Here is a 13,684-nt window from a genome sequence, read left to right as displayed (position 1 = left end):
CGGCGGGCCGGCCGGTTACAGTAACAAAACCTTCAGTGCTTCATTTACTTTTCCTTCATTCAGTAATTGTCTGGCCAGTTCATGAAACTCACGCTCGCGGTTCCCTGAATCCCCTATAGTAGCGTCCAGTATTTCTTTTACCTGCGGCCATGTGTACGCGGCGTCTATCTCCTCATCCGAAGGGAATTGTTCTATATTGCCGAGCATACCCAGATCATTACCGGTCAGTACTTTTGAATTGCGAACCGCTTTTGGCAGTGCATCAACCCCCAACCCAAGTGTAGTCAGGGGTTTGGTTACTTTAAATAAGCTTTCAGGGGTCACCCGGCAATACCAGTCGCCACCGAGCCGGGCCACGAGATCTATTTTCGCCTGGTCTATTTTACCTTCTGTATCCAATATTTCCTCCTTAATGTGGATCAGTTTGACTTCAGCAAGGATGAGGTTGCCTGCGCCAGGATTGTCACCAAGATGGATAACTTCTTTTACGGTACATTCCATCTGTACGGGTGCCTCCGCTACGCGGGGAGGTCTGACCAGTTGAGCCGGCAGCATGGTAAATCCTGCCTTTTCAAATTCATTGGTGCCTTTTGCATATTCTGTACTGGCCAGGCTGGTTTGCTGTACCATCGCATAGTTGACAATGTTGATGACACATTCTTTCACTTCCAATACATTTTCCAGGGTATGCTTTGTGGTGTTGTCGCGCACACGCCTTGCCGGTGAAAAGACGCACAGTGGCGGGTTGGTGCTGAACATGTTAAAAAAACTAAAGGGACTCAGGTTGATGTTGCCGGCTGCATCTATGGTAGAGGCAAAACAAATGGGCCTGGGCGCAATGGCATATTGCATGTAATTCTGCAGTTGCGCAGGGGAAAGTTCTGAGGTGTCGAGGGTCAGCATTTATTTTTTCAGGGCCAGGATTGAAAAATCAGTATCTACAGCTTTGATCGTATTGCTCAAATGACCCAGCCCCGTAATTTCCATTTCTACTACATCCCCGTCCTGCAGCCATTGCGGTTTAAAATCAGGATCGCTGAGCAGGCCGGTACCATTAAGCTCAAGGAAACAACCTGTGCCTACGGTACCTGAACCAATGACATCGCCGGGCAGAATGTCAGTGCCGTAAGCGCAGCGTTCGATAATTTCTGCAAAGGTCCAGTCCATATCGGCCATATTGCCCCGGGATACCTGTATCCCATTGACAGTGCAGGTCATTTTCAGGTCGTAGGAATTGCCGGTATGACCGGGCTTTGGGTCGATTTTATAGGGCTCCAGTTCGTCAGGGGTGACCAGCCAGGGACCGGTTACCGTAGAAAAATCCTTCCCTTTTGCAGGGCCGAGGTTCAGCAGCATCTCTTCCAGCTGAAGTGTCCTGGCGCTCATGTCGTTCATGATCATATAACCTGCAATGTAACTGTCGGCTTCTGCGGCGGTGATGTTCCGCCCTTTTTTTCCGATCACGACTGCTACTTCAAGTTCAAAATCAAGCTTCTGAAAATGATCCGGCATGCATTCGATTTCGCCGGGGCCCTGTATGGCATTGTGGTTGGTAAAATAAAAGATGGGATATTTGTCAAATTCAGGGATCATCTCTACCCTGCGGTTTTTGCGTGCCGCTGCTACATGCTGACGAAAAGCATAACCGTCCCTGCACGAAGCGGGATGAGGTACCGGGGCAAGCAATTCGAAAAAGGCTTCCTGTTTGGGTTCGATCGCACCTGATTTAATTTGTGCATCAATCTTTTTTGCGCGTTCCATCAATACTTCCCCGCCTTCCAAAAAACCATTCATTTGATCAGGGAGCTGTTTATCGCAGGAATTCAGGTTATAAATGTGTCCGTTTACAAAAACACCCAGGTGTTCTCTGTCTTCTGTTTTATAGGATACCAGTTTCATATCGTTAGTTTATGATGTTTGAAGTTGTTGTCCAAAGCTATATAAAAATACAGCAAACCTGATACTAAAATAAATTCTGATGAGATAAATGGTTTAGAGTTTGTTGTTTACGCGATTAAATACTTAATTTAGCTGACGCAATAAAAATAATGGTAAAAAGCAATTACATCGCTCAGGATCAAATAGCCAGACAAGTGCTGGCCTCGTTTAGATATGCCATGCTGTCCAAGCTCATTTTTGCCCAATATTCCCTTTAAGATTTCCTGATTAGATACACACTTGCCTGCTGTACTCTAAATGCGCTTAACAACCGCTCATTAAAAACGTTTTGAACGTTTAAACGTTATTATTTAATCAAATTCACCATATTAAACTTATGTTATGCCTGTATATCATACATTAGGAACTGTACCTGCTAAACGGCATACCGTTTTCAGAAAACCGGATGGACAGCTTTATGCTGAGGAACTGGTATCTACCGAAGGGTTTTCGAGTTTATATTCGCTTGTTTACCATTGTCATCCGCCTACTATTGTAAAATCGCTGGGTGAACCGTATTCGGTAGCGCCAAAGATCGCCAGGGAGAAACACCTGAAGCATACCAGCCTGATTGGTTTTAACATCAAACCTGAAGATGATTACCTGCAGAGCAGGAAGCCAGTACTGGTCAACAATGACCTGCACATTTCACTGGCTGCGCCCCGCAAATCGATGACGGATTATTTTTATAAGAACAGCCAGGCAGATGAGGTGATCTTTGTTCACGAAGGGACAGGTACATTGAAAACCGGATTTGGGCAGATCCGTTTCGGTTACGGGGACTATTTGGTTGTGCCCCGGGGCACGATCTATCAGATGGTGTTTGACGATGAACAGAACCGCCTTTTCATTGTTGAGAGTTTTAGTCCGATCCGCACGCCCAAGCGTTACCGGAATGAGTACGGACAACTGATGGAGCATTCGCCCTATTGTGAACGCGATATCAGAAGGCCTTCAGACCTGGAAACCATTGATGAGTTTGGGGATTTTAAAGTGCTGATCAAAAAGCAGGGACTGATGTATCCTTATATATATGGCACACATCCTTTTGATTTCGTGGGCTGGGACGGTTTTCATTATCCTTATGCTTTTTCTATTCATGATTTTGAGCCGATCACTGGCCGTTTGCACCAGCCGCCGCCTGTACATCAGACCTTTGAAGGGCATAATTTTGTAATCTGCTCTTTTGTGCCGCGCAAATATGATTACCATCCTTTATCTGTTCCTGCGCCGTACAACCACAGTAATGTGGACAGCGATGAAGTGCTGTATTACGTGGATGGTGATTTCATGAGCAGGAAAAGTGTGGTAAAAGGGCAGATCACTCTTCATCCGGGGGGTATTCCCCATGGGCCGCATCCGGGTACGGTAGAGAAATCCATTGGGAAAGAAAGCACTGATGAGCTTGCGGTAATGATTGATCCCTTCCGGCCGCTGATGCTTACAGAGGACGCGGTGGCGATTGAGGATGAGGGGTACTACAAGAGCTGGCAGGGGGGCTAGTTAAAATTCAATACGCTTCACTGACTCGAAATCCTGAAGGAGGAGGTTAAAATTCAATACGCCTCACTGACTCGAAATCCTGAAGGAGGATTTCACATGTCAGTTCAGCGTACAGAATTTTAAGGGGAAAGCAGGGAGTAGAAAAATTAAGGAATGATTGTAGTGAGATATACAAAAACTGAAAAACTGATTTATTATTCATAAAAAAAACTAAAATGTCAACACAAACATTTGCAGAAAAGATAGCTGAGGCTCCGGATTTTCTCCCGATAAACGGGACAGACCATATTGAGTTTTATGTTGGAAATGCGAAACAGGCGGCGCATTATTATAAAACTGCTTTTGGTTTTCAGTCGCTGGCTTATGCCGGTCCGGAAACGGGATTGCGGGACAGGGCTTCTTATGTACTGCAGCAGGGAAAGATCAGGCTGGTGTTTACAACAGCACTGAAATCGGATAGTGCCATTGCCGGGCATGTCCGCAAACATGGTGACGGGGTAAAGATCTTGTCACTGTGGGTCGATGATGCTTACAGCGCTTTTGAGGAAACGGTCAAACGTGGTGCAAAACCTTATCTGGAGCCTGTGACCCAGTCAGACGAACATGGGGAGGTACGCTTATCAGGGATTTATACTTATGGTGAAACGGTACACCTTTTTGTGGAGCGGAAGAACTATAAAGGGGCTTTTCTGCCGGGTTACAGGGAATGGAACAGTGATTATAACCCCGCGGATGCCGGCCTGCTTTACATCGATCATTGCGTGGGTAATGTGGGCTGGAACAGGATGAACGAGACGGTAAAATGGTATGAAGAGGTGATGGGCTTTGTGAACATCCTTTCATTTGACGACAAACAGATCAATACGGAATACAGTGCCCTGATGAGCAAGGTAATGAGCAATGGAAACGGTTATTCCAAGTTTCCGATCAACGAGCCTGCCGAGGGACAAAAGAAATCACAGATCGAAGAGTATCTGGAATATTATGAAGGTGAGGGGGTGCAGCACATTGCGGTAGCAACCAAGGATATTTTGGCTACCGTGAGGCAATTAAAAGCCCGGGGGGTTGAGTTTTTAAGCGCACCCCCTGAAGCCTATTACAATATGATGCCGGAGCGTGTCGGGGATATTGACGAGGAGATCGCACAGTTGAAAGAACTGGGCATCCTGGTAGATTGTGATGAGGAAGGTTACCTGCTCCAGATATTTACGAAACCTGTGGAGGACCGTCCTACTTTATTTTTTGAAATTATACAGCGAAAAGGTGCCCAGTCATTTGGTGCGGGCAACTTTAAGGCATTGTTTGAGGCGCTGGAGCGCGAGCAAGAGCTAAGGGGAAATTTATAAACCTCTTATTCATTTAAAAACGGAGCGGGCATTCATAATATGGATGTCCGCTTTTTTTATTATTTTCGGGCTTCAAGGCATTAATGAGGGGGCATGGAATTTAACCTGATCAAGAGGACATCATTATTTTTTATGCGGCTCAGGCTGGCATTCAAGCTCTTTAGCAAGAACGATCCTTTAAGGCTGGCAGGTGCCACTGCTTTTTTTACAAATTTTGCATTGCCTCCTATTTTACTGATCCTCATCAGATTATTTGGTTTTTTTATGGACCGGAAGATACTTGCTTCGCGTTTATTTGAACGTCTGGCAAGTATCCTGGACGACAGCAGTACGCTGCAGATCAGACAGACCCTGAGAAATATAAGAGGGATAGATCATAAATGGTATGCAACCTTACTGAGCTTCATATTTTTTTTATTTGTAGCGACCACCTTATTTAATGTAATCAAAAATTCTATGGACCAGATCTGGTCTATAGCAAATAAAGCGCAGTCGGGATTTTTGTTTAAACTGAAACTTAGGGGCAGGTCTATGGTGATCATCCTGCTCGCGGGTGTCTTGTTCCTGCTGGGCTTTTTAACAGACAGTATCCAGGCTTACATTGGCGAATACATCAATACGGCTTCTCCTACATTTGGCCGGCTGTTCTTATATGTACTCAATCAAATGGTCTTTATTGCCATTGTTATGATCTGGTTTACGGTGTTGTTCCGTTTCCTGACCAATGGCCGGCCAACATGGAAAGCAGCGCTTAGGGGTGGCCTGCTCACTGCCGTCCTGTTTACTTTTGGAAAGTATATATTGAGGATCCTGCTCCCTCTAAGCGGCATAGGAAATATCTATGGCACTTCCGGTTCTATCGTCCTGATCATGCTTTTTGTATTCTACTCTTCTTTCATATTCTATTTCGGGGCATGTTACGTAAAAGTATTGAGTGACGACCGGGAAACACCTATACGACCAATTAAAGGGGCGTTCAATTATGAAATAAAAGAGATTTTAAAGGGTTCCTAACAAGCTACCGGCTTAGACACCCGCTCAAAACCCTGCATTTCAAACACAGCAAGCTTATTGAACAAGTTGTAATGTAAGGTACCAAAGAAATTGATAATCCCGCCTTCTTTGTTCCTGCCCTCGATACAAATACTTTCTTTTACAATCTCCCGGTGTTCTAAATTCTGATCATTCAGGATCACATCTTCGTCTTGTATTTTCACGTCGCTGGCATCAATTGAGAACTGTTTTAGCAGATCAGAAAAGCTCTGCCCGTTTAGCAATAATTCTTTGATATTCATAGTAGTATTCATTAGGTTAGGAATGAAAGCAATATCAATTTTAAAGCCAAAAAAAGAGGTAAACCCTTAAAGTTTACCTCTTTTACAAAATTATGTTTAACTGATGTTTTTTAGAACAATCTATAAGCAAGTCCAAGTGTAAACAGACCGAGTTTGGTGTCGTCATAGCCGTCTTTACCTATCTTAGAAAGGCCTGCTTCGTACCGGAGGTCTACACCGAGATTTTTGATGTCCAGTCCCGCGCCAAACTGCCATGCAATGTTCTGGCCTTTGAAGTTCCCCTTAAACGCTTCACTTGCTGCGTCTCCAAAGGATTGCTCATCATCCAGGATAAAAGAAACCACTGGGCCTGTGTTTAAACGAAGGCCGATCCCGGCAGCGCCTATTTTGGTGCCTACTAATATTGGAACGTCCAGACTGGTAAATTTTACTTTGTTTTCTTCACCGTTTTCTGCTTTTAAAGTCGTGTTCTTGCCGCTCAGATAGAGCTCTGGCTGCAGATGAATGCCTGCTGCTCCTATGCGGGCCCATAAGCCGGCGTAATAACCTGCGCGGTTGTCACTGCTAAAAGTGTTTTCAGTGCTCAGTTTAGATAGGTTTGTTCCTGCTTTAACACCTAACTGAAAGCTTGGGAGTACCTGGCTGAAGGCTGCAAGATTGAAACCCGCGAACAGCACTGCTAAGAATATTTTTTTCATGTTTTTATGGTTTTGTTTTTTATAATACTCAAACAATCAATAAATGGGATAGTTTCAGTACATCATACTTGGTGTGTTATTTAATAGTTAAGGGTAAAAATAAGAATATTTTTAATTTGGAACTAAAATACGTAGTTTTATCGTAAAAGTGCGATAATCACCCTTATTGTTAAAATAGTACTCCTTCAAATTATATTTAGGATACCTTTTTAATGGACTTTACTTTTAATTTTTATTCCCTCATTCTAATTTTTTGCGGGTCAGTTACATTATTTCTATCTCATTACGTCTATAGAAAGGAGGGGAAAGCCGTTCAGTTCTTTGGTATCATGATGCTTGCCAATGCCATCTGGTCACTTGCATATGGATTTGAACTGGCCAGCATCACGCTCAGACAGGCTAAGGCTTTCATAAATATTGAGTATCTGGGCATCACTGCATTGCCCCTTACCTGGTTCCTGTTCTGTCTGAAATTATCAGGTAAGGAAGGCTGGTATAAGAACAGGTCCGTACTTTTTCTGCTGATCGCTGTTCCGGTTGTTACTGTTTTGCTGGTATGGACCAATCATTTTCACCACCTTCACTATAAAAATTACTATCTGGACCTGACTGGTGATTTTCCAACAGTAACTGTAGAGCCTGGTATTTCTTACATCCTGTTCACGGTTTATTTCTATATACTCCTGGCCACCGGCAGCTACCTGCTGATCGTTAAGTTCCGAAAGGCGGATCCGATATATAAACGTCAGAATTATAGTGTCATCATAGCGGCAATGATCCCATGGATCACCAATCTCAGTTATATCGCCGGCTTCAGGCCGGTGAAGAACCTTGACCTTACTCCATTTTCTTTTATTGCCACCATATTCCTGATCTCGCTGGCGATCTATCGCTTTAAACTTTTCGACATTCTGCCGGTGGCCCGGGAAAAGGTCCTCGACCTGATGCAGGATGGTTTCCTGGTATTAGACAACAAGCACCGCATTATTGATTACAATAAAACCTTCAGCAAATATTTGCCGGCAAATAGCAAGAATAAAATTATAGGTACTCCGCTGGAAGTGCTTATTCCCGGACAAACAGAATTGCTTGAATTCTTAAAGGCGCACCGCGCAGGAAAGCTAGAACTGAAAATGGAAACGGACAAGGGTTTGTTTGATCTGGAAGCTGACATTGGATACCTGGATGACAATCAGCTGAACAATGAGGCCATTATCATCAAACTGCAGGACTTAACTATACTCCGTGCTGAGTCGTTAAAATCAAAAATACAGGCTGAAGAACTGCAGAAGCTCAACCAGCTTAAAGACCGGATATTTTCCGTGATTGCCCATGACTTAAGGGCACCTCTGGTAAATTTATCTGAGGTTCTTAAAATGATCTCTGAGGATCAGATCAGCAGCGAAGAATTTAAAACCCTTTCCCCGAATCTGAACAAAGACATTGTATACACCACTGATCTGCTTGAAAACATTCTGCACTGGTCCAGAAGCCAGTTAAAAGGTTATGGAGTCAACAAGGAATTCTTTGACCTCAAGGGGCTGATCGTAAATGAGGTAGACCATCATCTGCCGGCTGCCAGAGCAAAGAATATCGAAATCATACAGGATGTCTTTCCAGGGGAAATGGTTTATGCTGACGTGCTGATGGTTCAGATCATTATCAGGAATCTTTTGAACAATGCCATCAAGTTCTGCCATGTAAATTGCACCATTCACATTACTGCCGTTTATTCCGGCGAACACATGATCCGGCTTTGCATAAAAGACAATGGCGTGGGTATGTCTAAAGAAACACTGGATAAATTATTCCTGGGAGAAAACAAGTCTACCCGCGGCACCATGAATGAAAAGGGTACGGGGCTTGGCCTGATGGTCTGTAAAGAGTTTGCGGAGAAGAACGACGGGAAATTAGTCGCGGAAAGCGAAATCGGAAAAGGCTCAAGCTTTTCGGCCTATCTTCCGGTAGACGATAGAAGCCTGAGCCTTTGATTGTTTTTTAAATTAGCTGTTTCCGGTGGCCTGATTAATGGCTTGCTGTTCTTTTAGCGCATCAACATTATTTTTATTTCCGAAATTTTCAGTCTTGCCGGCAAAATATTCAAGTATGCTGCCTATGGCATCAAGATTATCTGAGACCCGCTGGTGCATATCAGGCAGGTCTTTTTCCAGTCTTTGATCACCGAGTTCAATGTTGTCTACTTCAATTTTTCCAATCTTTTGAATAATGGCCTGCTGGGAGTGCTGTAAATCTTCAAGTTCCCTAACTATCTTCTGCATCAATTCAAACTTCTTTAAGGTATCCATATTATATTTTAATTAAGATTAACATTCAGTTTTATACCTATTCAACGAACCAACCTATGGATATGTTTTAAAAAATTAACCCGGACGGGTTGTTTTGGCTATGAAATTGCTTGTATTGAAAAGTTCAAATTTGTATATCTGACGGATAACTAATAACTTAGTTGTTCTATACCGAAGAATTTATGAAAAAGACACTCCTATTTTTGATGTTGATTACTGTGGCTGAAACCGTTTGGAGCCAGGACTCGTTGAAATTTGACAAAGGAAAATTACTCGATTATTACCAGGCTCAGCAGTATGCAGAAGCATCAGATTACCTGAAAGGGATATACAAGGAAGATACTGAAAACCCAAAAGAGCTTTCCGAACTCGGCTACGCATTTTTAATGGCCGGAAAACTTCCGGAAGCTGAAAAAAACTATCTGCAGCTGTATGCAAAGGATTCCGCGAGCATACCTGTATTATACAGTCTGGCAGATATTAATATCAGGAGGGGAAATAATTCACAAGCGAAAAAATATTACCTGCAGGCACTTAAGGCAGACAGTACGAACTATATTACTTACAAGCAATTGTCGAAACTGACTAAGGCGGATCTGGATATCAACAGGATAGAGTACCTGCGCAAAGCAAGTGATCTGAACCCCGAAGATGCTGAAGTGGCATTTGATCTGGCAGAGCTCTATTTTAAGATGAATTATATGGACAGGGCCGCTGCGGTGATCGCTCCTGCTTTAAAAGCAGACACCTCCAATTTGCAGTTGCTGAAAATGAGTATGCCAATAAATACCGCTGAAAAGAAGTACAGTGAGGCCATTGAAACAGGGCAAAAACTCCTGAGTTTTGGCGACAGCTCGACTTTCGTCCTGAATAATCTGGGAAAGGCCTATTACCTTACGCTGGATTACAAAAACGCGCTTAAATATTTTCTGCTGATCAAGGAAAACATGAATGACCGGGAGGCCTTGTATTATAATATCGCCAGAAGCTACAGAGGTGTAAGGGATTACAGCAATGCAGTAGTTTATTTGCAAAAAGCAATTAATGAGGGTGTATCTCCCCTGGCTGCCAGTTATTATGGTTTGCTGGGTGATTCATTTGAAAACCTCAGCAAAAATGAAGACGCAAATAAGGCTTACAAGAAAGGTCTGGACTTTGAGAATGACGGCAGCTTGCTCTATAATATTGCCCTGGTGTACGAAACGAAGTTAAATGACAAAAAAAATGCGATCAGCTATTATGAACAATATCTCAAAACGATTGATAAGGCCAAACAGCCGAAGCTTGTTAAGTTCATCAATACTAAAATAGAGGATTTAAAACGATAGTTATCTATTGATCAAGCGGGCGACATATTTGCCGATAATGTCAAATTCGATATTTACTGTATCGCCCTCATATACTTCCTGAAGATTTGTATGTTCAAATGTATAAGGTATGATGAATACCGAGAATTCATCGTCAGCAGAGCCGACAACCGTTAAACTGATCCCGTTTACGCATACGGAGCCCTTTTCTACTGTTACATTTCCAATGCTCCGGTCATACTTAAAGCGGTATTCCCAGCTCCCGTCGAATTCGGCCCGTTTTATACAAACTGCTGTCTGATCTACATGGCCCTGTACAATGTGGCCATCCAGCCTGCCGTTCATTTGCATGCAGCGTTCAAGGTTAACTTTGCTGCCTTGTTTTAAATCAGAGAGGTTTGTTTTTCTAAGGGTTTCTTCGATCGCTGTAACGGTATGGGTATCTCCATTCAGCTCAACTACAGTGAGGCAGACGCCGTTATGGGCCACGCTCTGATCTATCTTTAATTCCGCGCTGATCTCAGAATGAATGGTGTAGTGAATATTGGTTCCTTCTGTCCGGGCTTCCGTGATCGTGCCAAGTGTTTCTATGATTCCTGTAAACATTTTTATGAATTAAACTTTACCCTGTTCCTTCTCCAGTTGCTGGCTGTGCCAGCCGTCTGCTGACTTTCCGAAATAACTTCCGGTTGTTTTTTTAGTGAGATCACTGATGCGATCGCCGCCAGCAATGCTTCTTCTTCAGTTTCAGTTGCCGCCTGGCCGGGATTGAAGTATTTACTCACAAAGTGTGTGTCAAACTTCCCTGTTCTGAAAGCCTCATGCTGCATGACAAATTTCCCAAAGTTAAGGGTAGTTTTTATACCGGTAATGTCATATTCGTCGATGGCCCTGATCATTCTTTCTATGGCTTCATGCCTGTCCTTGCCAAAGGTGATCAGTTTGGCGATCATCGGATCGTAATATACCGGGATCTCCATGCCTTGCTCAAAACCGTCGTCAACGCGTACCCCATTACCTTTGGGGGTACGATAAGTTTGAAGTATGCCTATATCCGGCAGGAAGTTATTTTCGGGATCTTCAGCATATACCCTCAGCTCCAGCGCATGACCGTTTATTTTCAGGTCGTCTTGTGTGTAAGCCAGTTTTTCTCCCCTGGCAATCCTGATCTGTTCCTTGACGAGGTCCAGGCCGGTGATCATTTCCGTAACCGGGTGCTCGACCTGTAAACGGGTATTCATTTCAAGAAAGAAAAAGTCGAGATTTTCATCGAGGATAAATTCTACTGTACCTGCTCCTGTATAACTGACCGATCGGGCTACATCAACTGCGCACTTACCCATCTTTTGACGGATGTCTTCTGTTAAGATACTGGAAGGGGCTTCTTCAACTACTTTCTGGTGACGCCGTTGTATGGAACACTCACGTTCAAACAGGTGAACGATGTTTCCATGGGTATCGCCCAGGATCTGTATTTCGATATGGCGGGGTGAAGAAACATAACGTTCTATAAAAACAGATCCGTCACCAAATGCAGAAGTGGCCTCACTTACTGCCAGCTGCATCTGTTCTTCAAAATCGGACACTTGCTCTACTACCCTCATACCTTTACCCCCACCTCCTGCGGCTGCTTTGATCAGAACTGGAAATCCGACTGCTATCGCTCTGTTTCTTGCTTCGCTGACATCAGTTATCGCTGTGTCCGTACCGGGGACCATCGGGATGTTGTATTTTAAGGCTGCCGCTTTCGCTGAAAGTTTATTTCCCATAACTTCCATGGCTTCGGGTGTCGGCCCGATCAGAATAAGCCCTGCGTCCTTAACCATTCTGGCAAAGGCGGCATTTTCTGATAAAAACCCGTACCCGGGATGAATTGCTGTTGCTCCGGTTGTTCTGCAGGCTTCTATTATTTTTTCGCCAAGCAGGTAAGATTGATTTGAGGCCGCGGGTCCGATACAAACGGCCTCATCTGCATACCTGACGTGCAAGGCTGTTCTGTCTGCCTCGGAATAAACAGCAACAGTTTTGATCCCCATTTCCCGGGCAGACCGCATGATGCGTAATGCGATTTCACCTCTGTTTGCTACAAGAATTTTCTTCATCACCGGGCTTTTTTTTATTTATGGACTACGGATGCAAATGTATTATGTTTTCAATTGCCATATCTATCATTTCAGCAGAAATATCTAAATGTGTGACCATTCTTATCGTTTTACGACCTGTGGCATTGCAGGCTATTCCTTTTTCTGCCAGCTGATGAACAACGCTGCCCGCCTTAAATCCTTCGGCCACTTCAAAAAGCACGATATTGGTCTCAACAGGTACTACGGAAGAAACATAACTCACTTTGCTCAACGCGCCGGCCAGGGCTTGTGCATGGGTATGGTCCACAGACAGACGGTCGACATGATGGTCTAAAGCGTAAATTCCTGCGGCGGCTAAAAACCCTGCCTGGCGCATGCCGCCGCCAAAAGCTTTCCTGATCTTAACTGCTTTCTTTATAGTTTCTGCGGATCCAAGTAATACAGACCCTACAGGTGCACCCAGACCCTTTGACAGACAGACAGAGATGCCGTCAAAATATTTGCCGTAATCTCTTGCAGCATCTCCGGTCCTGATTAGGGCGTTAAAGATCCGCGCGCCGTCCAGATGCAATTTAAGTCCTTTTATATTGCACAGCGTATGGATCGGTTCGATCTGGGCCAGACTATAGCAAGCTCCGCCCCCTTTGTTCACCGTGTTTTCCAGCACAACAAGACTGGAATTGGGATAGTGAATGTTGGCCTCGTTGATTTCGGGTTCAATAAGTTCGGGGGTCAGTATTCCCCGGGAGCCATTCAGCAGACGCACAGATGCCATAGAATGGTAGGCGATGCCGCCGCCTTCATAACGGTAAACATGTGCGGTCTGGTCGCAGATTACTTCATCCATAGGCTGAGTAAAGCACTTTATGGCAATCTGGTTGCTCATGGTCCCGGACGGGCAAAACAGACCAGCTTCCATATTGAACATCGCAGCCAGCTTATGCTCGAGCCTGTTTACCGTCTCATCTTCGCCAAATACATCGTCTCCTACTTTAGCGCCCATCATTGCCTCAAGCATCTCTGCGGTAGGCTTGGTTACCGTATCACTTCTAAAGTCAATTTTTATGGCCATAATTTTATCTTTTTTCACAAAGTAAGTTTACGAAAATGTACGTTAATTTCAATTAAAGGGGGATTTAAGATTAATGTTAAAATGTTATCAAAGGAGAGATAATTTTAAAATTTGGATTTTAAAATACTAAGTGTA

At 43.9% G+C, this 13,684-nt stretch carries 13 protein-coding genes; 5 read left to right on the top strand and 8 right to left on the bottom strand.

Going from position 1 to position 13,684, the window contains the following annotated elements; translation table 11 throughout:
• Window positions 1–15 precede the first annotated feature (15 nt).
• Window positions 16–903, bottom strand: coding sequence for a flavin reductase family protein (locus tag QEP08_RS01495; protein ID WP_285054943.1), 888 nt, complete (start codon window positions 901–903; stop codon window positions 16–18).
• Window positions 904–1,899, bottom strand: coding sequence for a fumarylacetoacetate hydrolase family protein (locus QEP08_RS01490; RefSeq protein ID WP_285054941.1), 996 nt, complete (start codon window positions 1,897–1,899; stop codon window positions 904–906).
• Between the two features lie 381 nt (window positions 1,900–2,280).
• Here QEP08_RS01490 and QEP08_RS01485 point away from each other — a divergent pair, with 381 nt between their 5' ends.
• From QEP08_RS01485 to QEP08_RS01475, 3 genes are all read left to right on the top strand, one after another.
• Window positions 2,281–3,441 carry a homogentisate 1,2-dioxygenase gene (locus QEP08_RS01485; RefSeq protein WP_285054939.1) on the top strand — a complete coding sequence of 387 codons (1,161 nt, stop codon included), beginning with the start codon at window positions 2,281–2,283 and terminating at the stop codon, window positions 3,439–3,441.
• Between the two features lie 215 nt (window positions 3,442–3,656).
• A complete protein-coding gene (gene hppD / locus QEP08_RS01480; protein ID WP_285054937.1) occupies window positions 3,657–4,787 on the top strand; it encodes a 4-hydroxyphenylpyruvate dioxygenase in 1,131 nt (376 codons plus the stop codon).
• 93 nt (window positions 4,788–4,880) lie between these two features.
• Entirely contained in the window at window positions 4,881–5,801 is a 921-nt protein-coding gene (locus tag QEP08_RS01475) for a YihY/virulence factor BrkB family protein (protein WP_285054934.1), read from the top strand.
• Here the strand turns inward: QEP08_RS01475 and QEP08_RS01470 are convergent.
• Window positions 5,798–6,082 carry a hypothetical protein gene (locus QEP08_RS01470; protein ID WP_285054931.1) on the bottom strand — a complete coding sequence of 95 codons (285 nt, stop codon included), beginning with the start codon at window positions 6,080–6,082 and terminating at the stop codon, window positions 5,798–5,800. The genes QEP08_RS01475 and QEP08_RS01470 overlap by 4 nt on opposite strands.
• A gap of 110 nt (window positions 6,083–6,192) precedes the next feature.
• Entirely contained in the window at window positions 6,193–6,780 is a 588-nt protein-coding gene (locus tag QEP08_RS01465; RefSeq protein ID WP_285054929.1) for a porin family protein, read from the bottom strand.
• Between the two features lie 212 nt (window positions 6,781–6,992).
• Here QEP08_RS01465 and QEP08_RS01460 point away from each other — a divergent pair, with 212 nt between their 5' ends.
• Entirely contained in the window at window positions 6,993–8,771 is a 1,779-nt protein-coding gene (locus QEP08_RS01460; protein ID WP_285054927.1) for a sensor histidine kinase, read from the top strand.
• A 12-nt stretch (window positions 8,772–8,783) separates the two neighbouring features.
• Here QEP08_RS01460 and QEP08_RS01455 read toward each other — a convergent pair whose 3' ends face one another.
• Window positions 8,784–9,086 carry a hypothetical protein gene (locus QEP08_RS01455; RefSeq protein WP_285054924.1) on the bottom strand — a complete coding sequence of 101 codons (303 nt, stop codon included), beginning with the start codon at window positions 9,084–9,086 and terminating at the stop codon, window positions 8,784–8,786.
• Window positions 9,087–9,268: 182 nt separating this feature from the next.
• On the opposite strand from QEP08_RS01455, the gene QEP08_RS01450 reads away from it, so the two are divergent.
• A complete protein-coding gene (locus QEP08_RS01450; protein WP_285054921.1) occupies window positions 9,269–10,414 on the top strand; it encodes a tetratricopeptide repeat protein in 1,146 nt (381 codons plus the stop codon).
• On the opposite strand, the gene QEP08_RS01445 is transcribed toward QEP08_RS01450, so the two are convergent.
• The 3 genes from QEP08_RS01445 to QEP08_RS01435 are packed head-to-tail and all read right to left on the bottom strand — an operon-like array spanning window position 10,415 to window position 13,549.
• Window positions 10,415–10,999 (bottom strand): riboflavin synthase, encoded by a 585-nt coding sequence (locus QEP08_RS01445; protein WP_285054919.1) that lies wholly within the window; start codon window positions 10,997–10,999, stop codon window positions 10,415–10,417.
• A gap of 2 nt (window positions 11,000–11,001) precedes the next feature.
• On the bottom strand, window positions 11,002–12,495 hold the full coding sequence (accC, locus tag QEP08_RS01440) for an acetyl-CoA carboxylase biotin carboxylase subunit (RefSeq protein WP_285054916.1): 1,494 nt from the start codon (window positions 12,493–12,495) through the stop codon (window positions 11,002–11,004).
• 25 nt (window positions 12,496–12,520) lie between these two features.
• A complete protein-coding gene (locus tag QEP08_RS01435; RefSeq protein WP_285054913.1) occupies window positions 12,521–13,549 on the bottom strand; it encodes a threonine aldolase family protein in 1,029 nt (342 codons plus the stop codon).
• Window positions 13,550–13,684: the final 135 nt, after the last annotated feature.

Source organism: Pedobacter ginsengisoli, from assembly GCF_030244015.1.
GTDB classification, from domain to species: Bacteria; Bacteroidota; Bacteroidia; order Sphingobacteriales; family Sphingobacteriaceae; genus Pedobacter; species Pedobacter ginsengisoli.
Note: the sequence above shows the minus strand (reverse complement) of the source record. Positions and strands in the feature narration are given on the sequence as shown.

Excerpts from the sequence above, each read along its gene's own strand:
- QEP08_RS01485 (WP_285054939.1), top strand. The coding sequence starts at position 2,281 with ATGCCTGTATATCATACATTAGGAACTGTACCTGCTAAACGGCATACC.
- accC (WP_285054916.1), bottom strand. The coding sequence starts at position 12,495 with ATGAAGAAAATTCTTGTAGCAAACAGAGGTGAAATCGCATTACGCATC.
- QEP08_RS01470 (WP_285054931.1), bottom strand. The coding sequence starts at position 6,082 with ATGAATATCAAAGAATTATTGCTAAACGGGCAGAGCTTTTCTGATCTG.
- QEP08_RS01490 (WP_285054941.1), bottom strand. The coding sequence starts at position 1,899 with ATGAAACTGGTATCCTATAAAACAGAAGACAGAGAACACCTGGGTGTT.
- QEP08_RS01465 (WP_285054929.1), bottom strand. The coding sequence starts at position 6,780 with ATGAAAAAAATATTCTTAGCAGTGCTGTTCGCGGGTTTCAATCTTGCA.
- hppD (WP_285054937.1), top strand. The coding sequence starts at position 3,657 with ATGTCAACACAAACATTTGCAGAAAAGATAGCTGAGGCTCCGGATTTT.
- QEP08_RS01460 (WP_285054927.1), top strand. The coding sequence starts at position 6,993 with ATGGACTTTACTTTTAATTTTTATTCCCTCATTCTAATTTTTTGCGGG.
- QEP08_RS01495 (WP_285054943.1), bottom strand. The coding sequence starts at position 903 with ATGCTGACCCTCGACACCTCAGAACTTTCCCCTGCGCAACTGCAGAAT.
- QEP08_RS01450 (WP_285054921.1), top strand. The coding sequence starts at position 9,269 with ATGAAAAAGACACTCCTATTTTTGATGTTGATTACTGTGGCTGAAACC.
- QEP08_RS01435 (WP_285054913.1), bottom strand. The coding sequence starts at position 13,549 with ATGGCCATAAAAATTGACTTTAGAAGTGATACGGTAACCAAGCCTACC.
- QEP08_RS01475 (WP_285054934.1), top strand. The coding sequence starts at position 4,881 with ATGGAATTTAACCTGATCAAGAGGACATCATTATTTTTTATGCGGCTC.
- QEP08_RS01455 (WP_285054924.1), bottom strand. The coding sequence starts at position 9,086 with ATGGATACCTTAAAGAAGTTTGAATTGATGCAGAAGATAGTTAGGGAA.
- QEP08_RS01445 (WP_285054919.1), bottom strand. The coding sequence starts at position 10,999 with ATGTTTACAGGAATCATAGAAACACTTGGCACGATCACGGAAGCCCGG.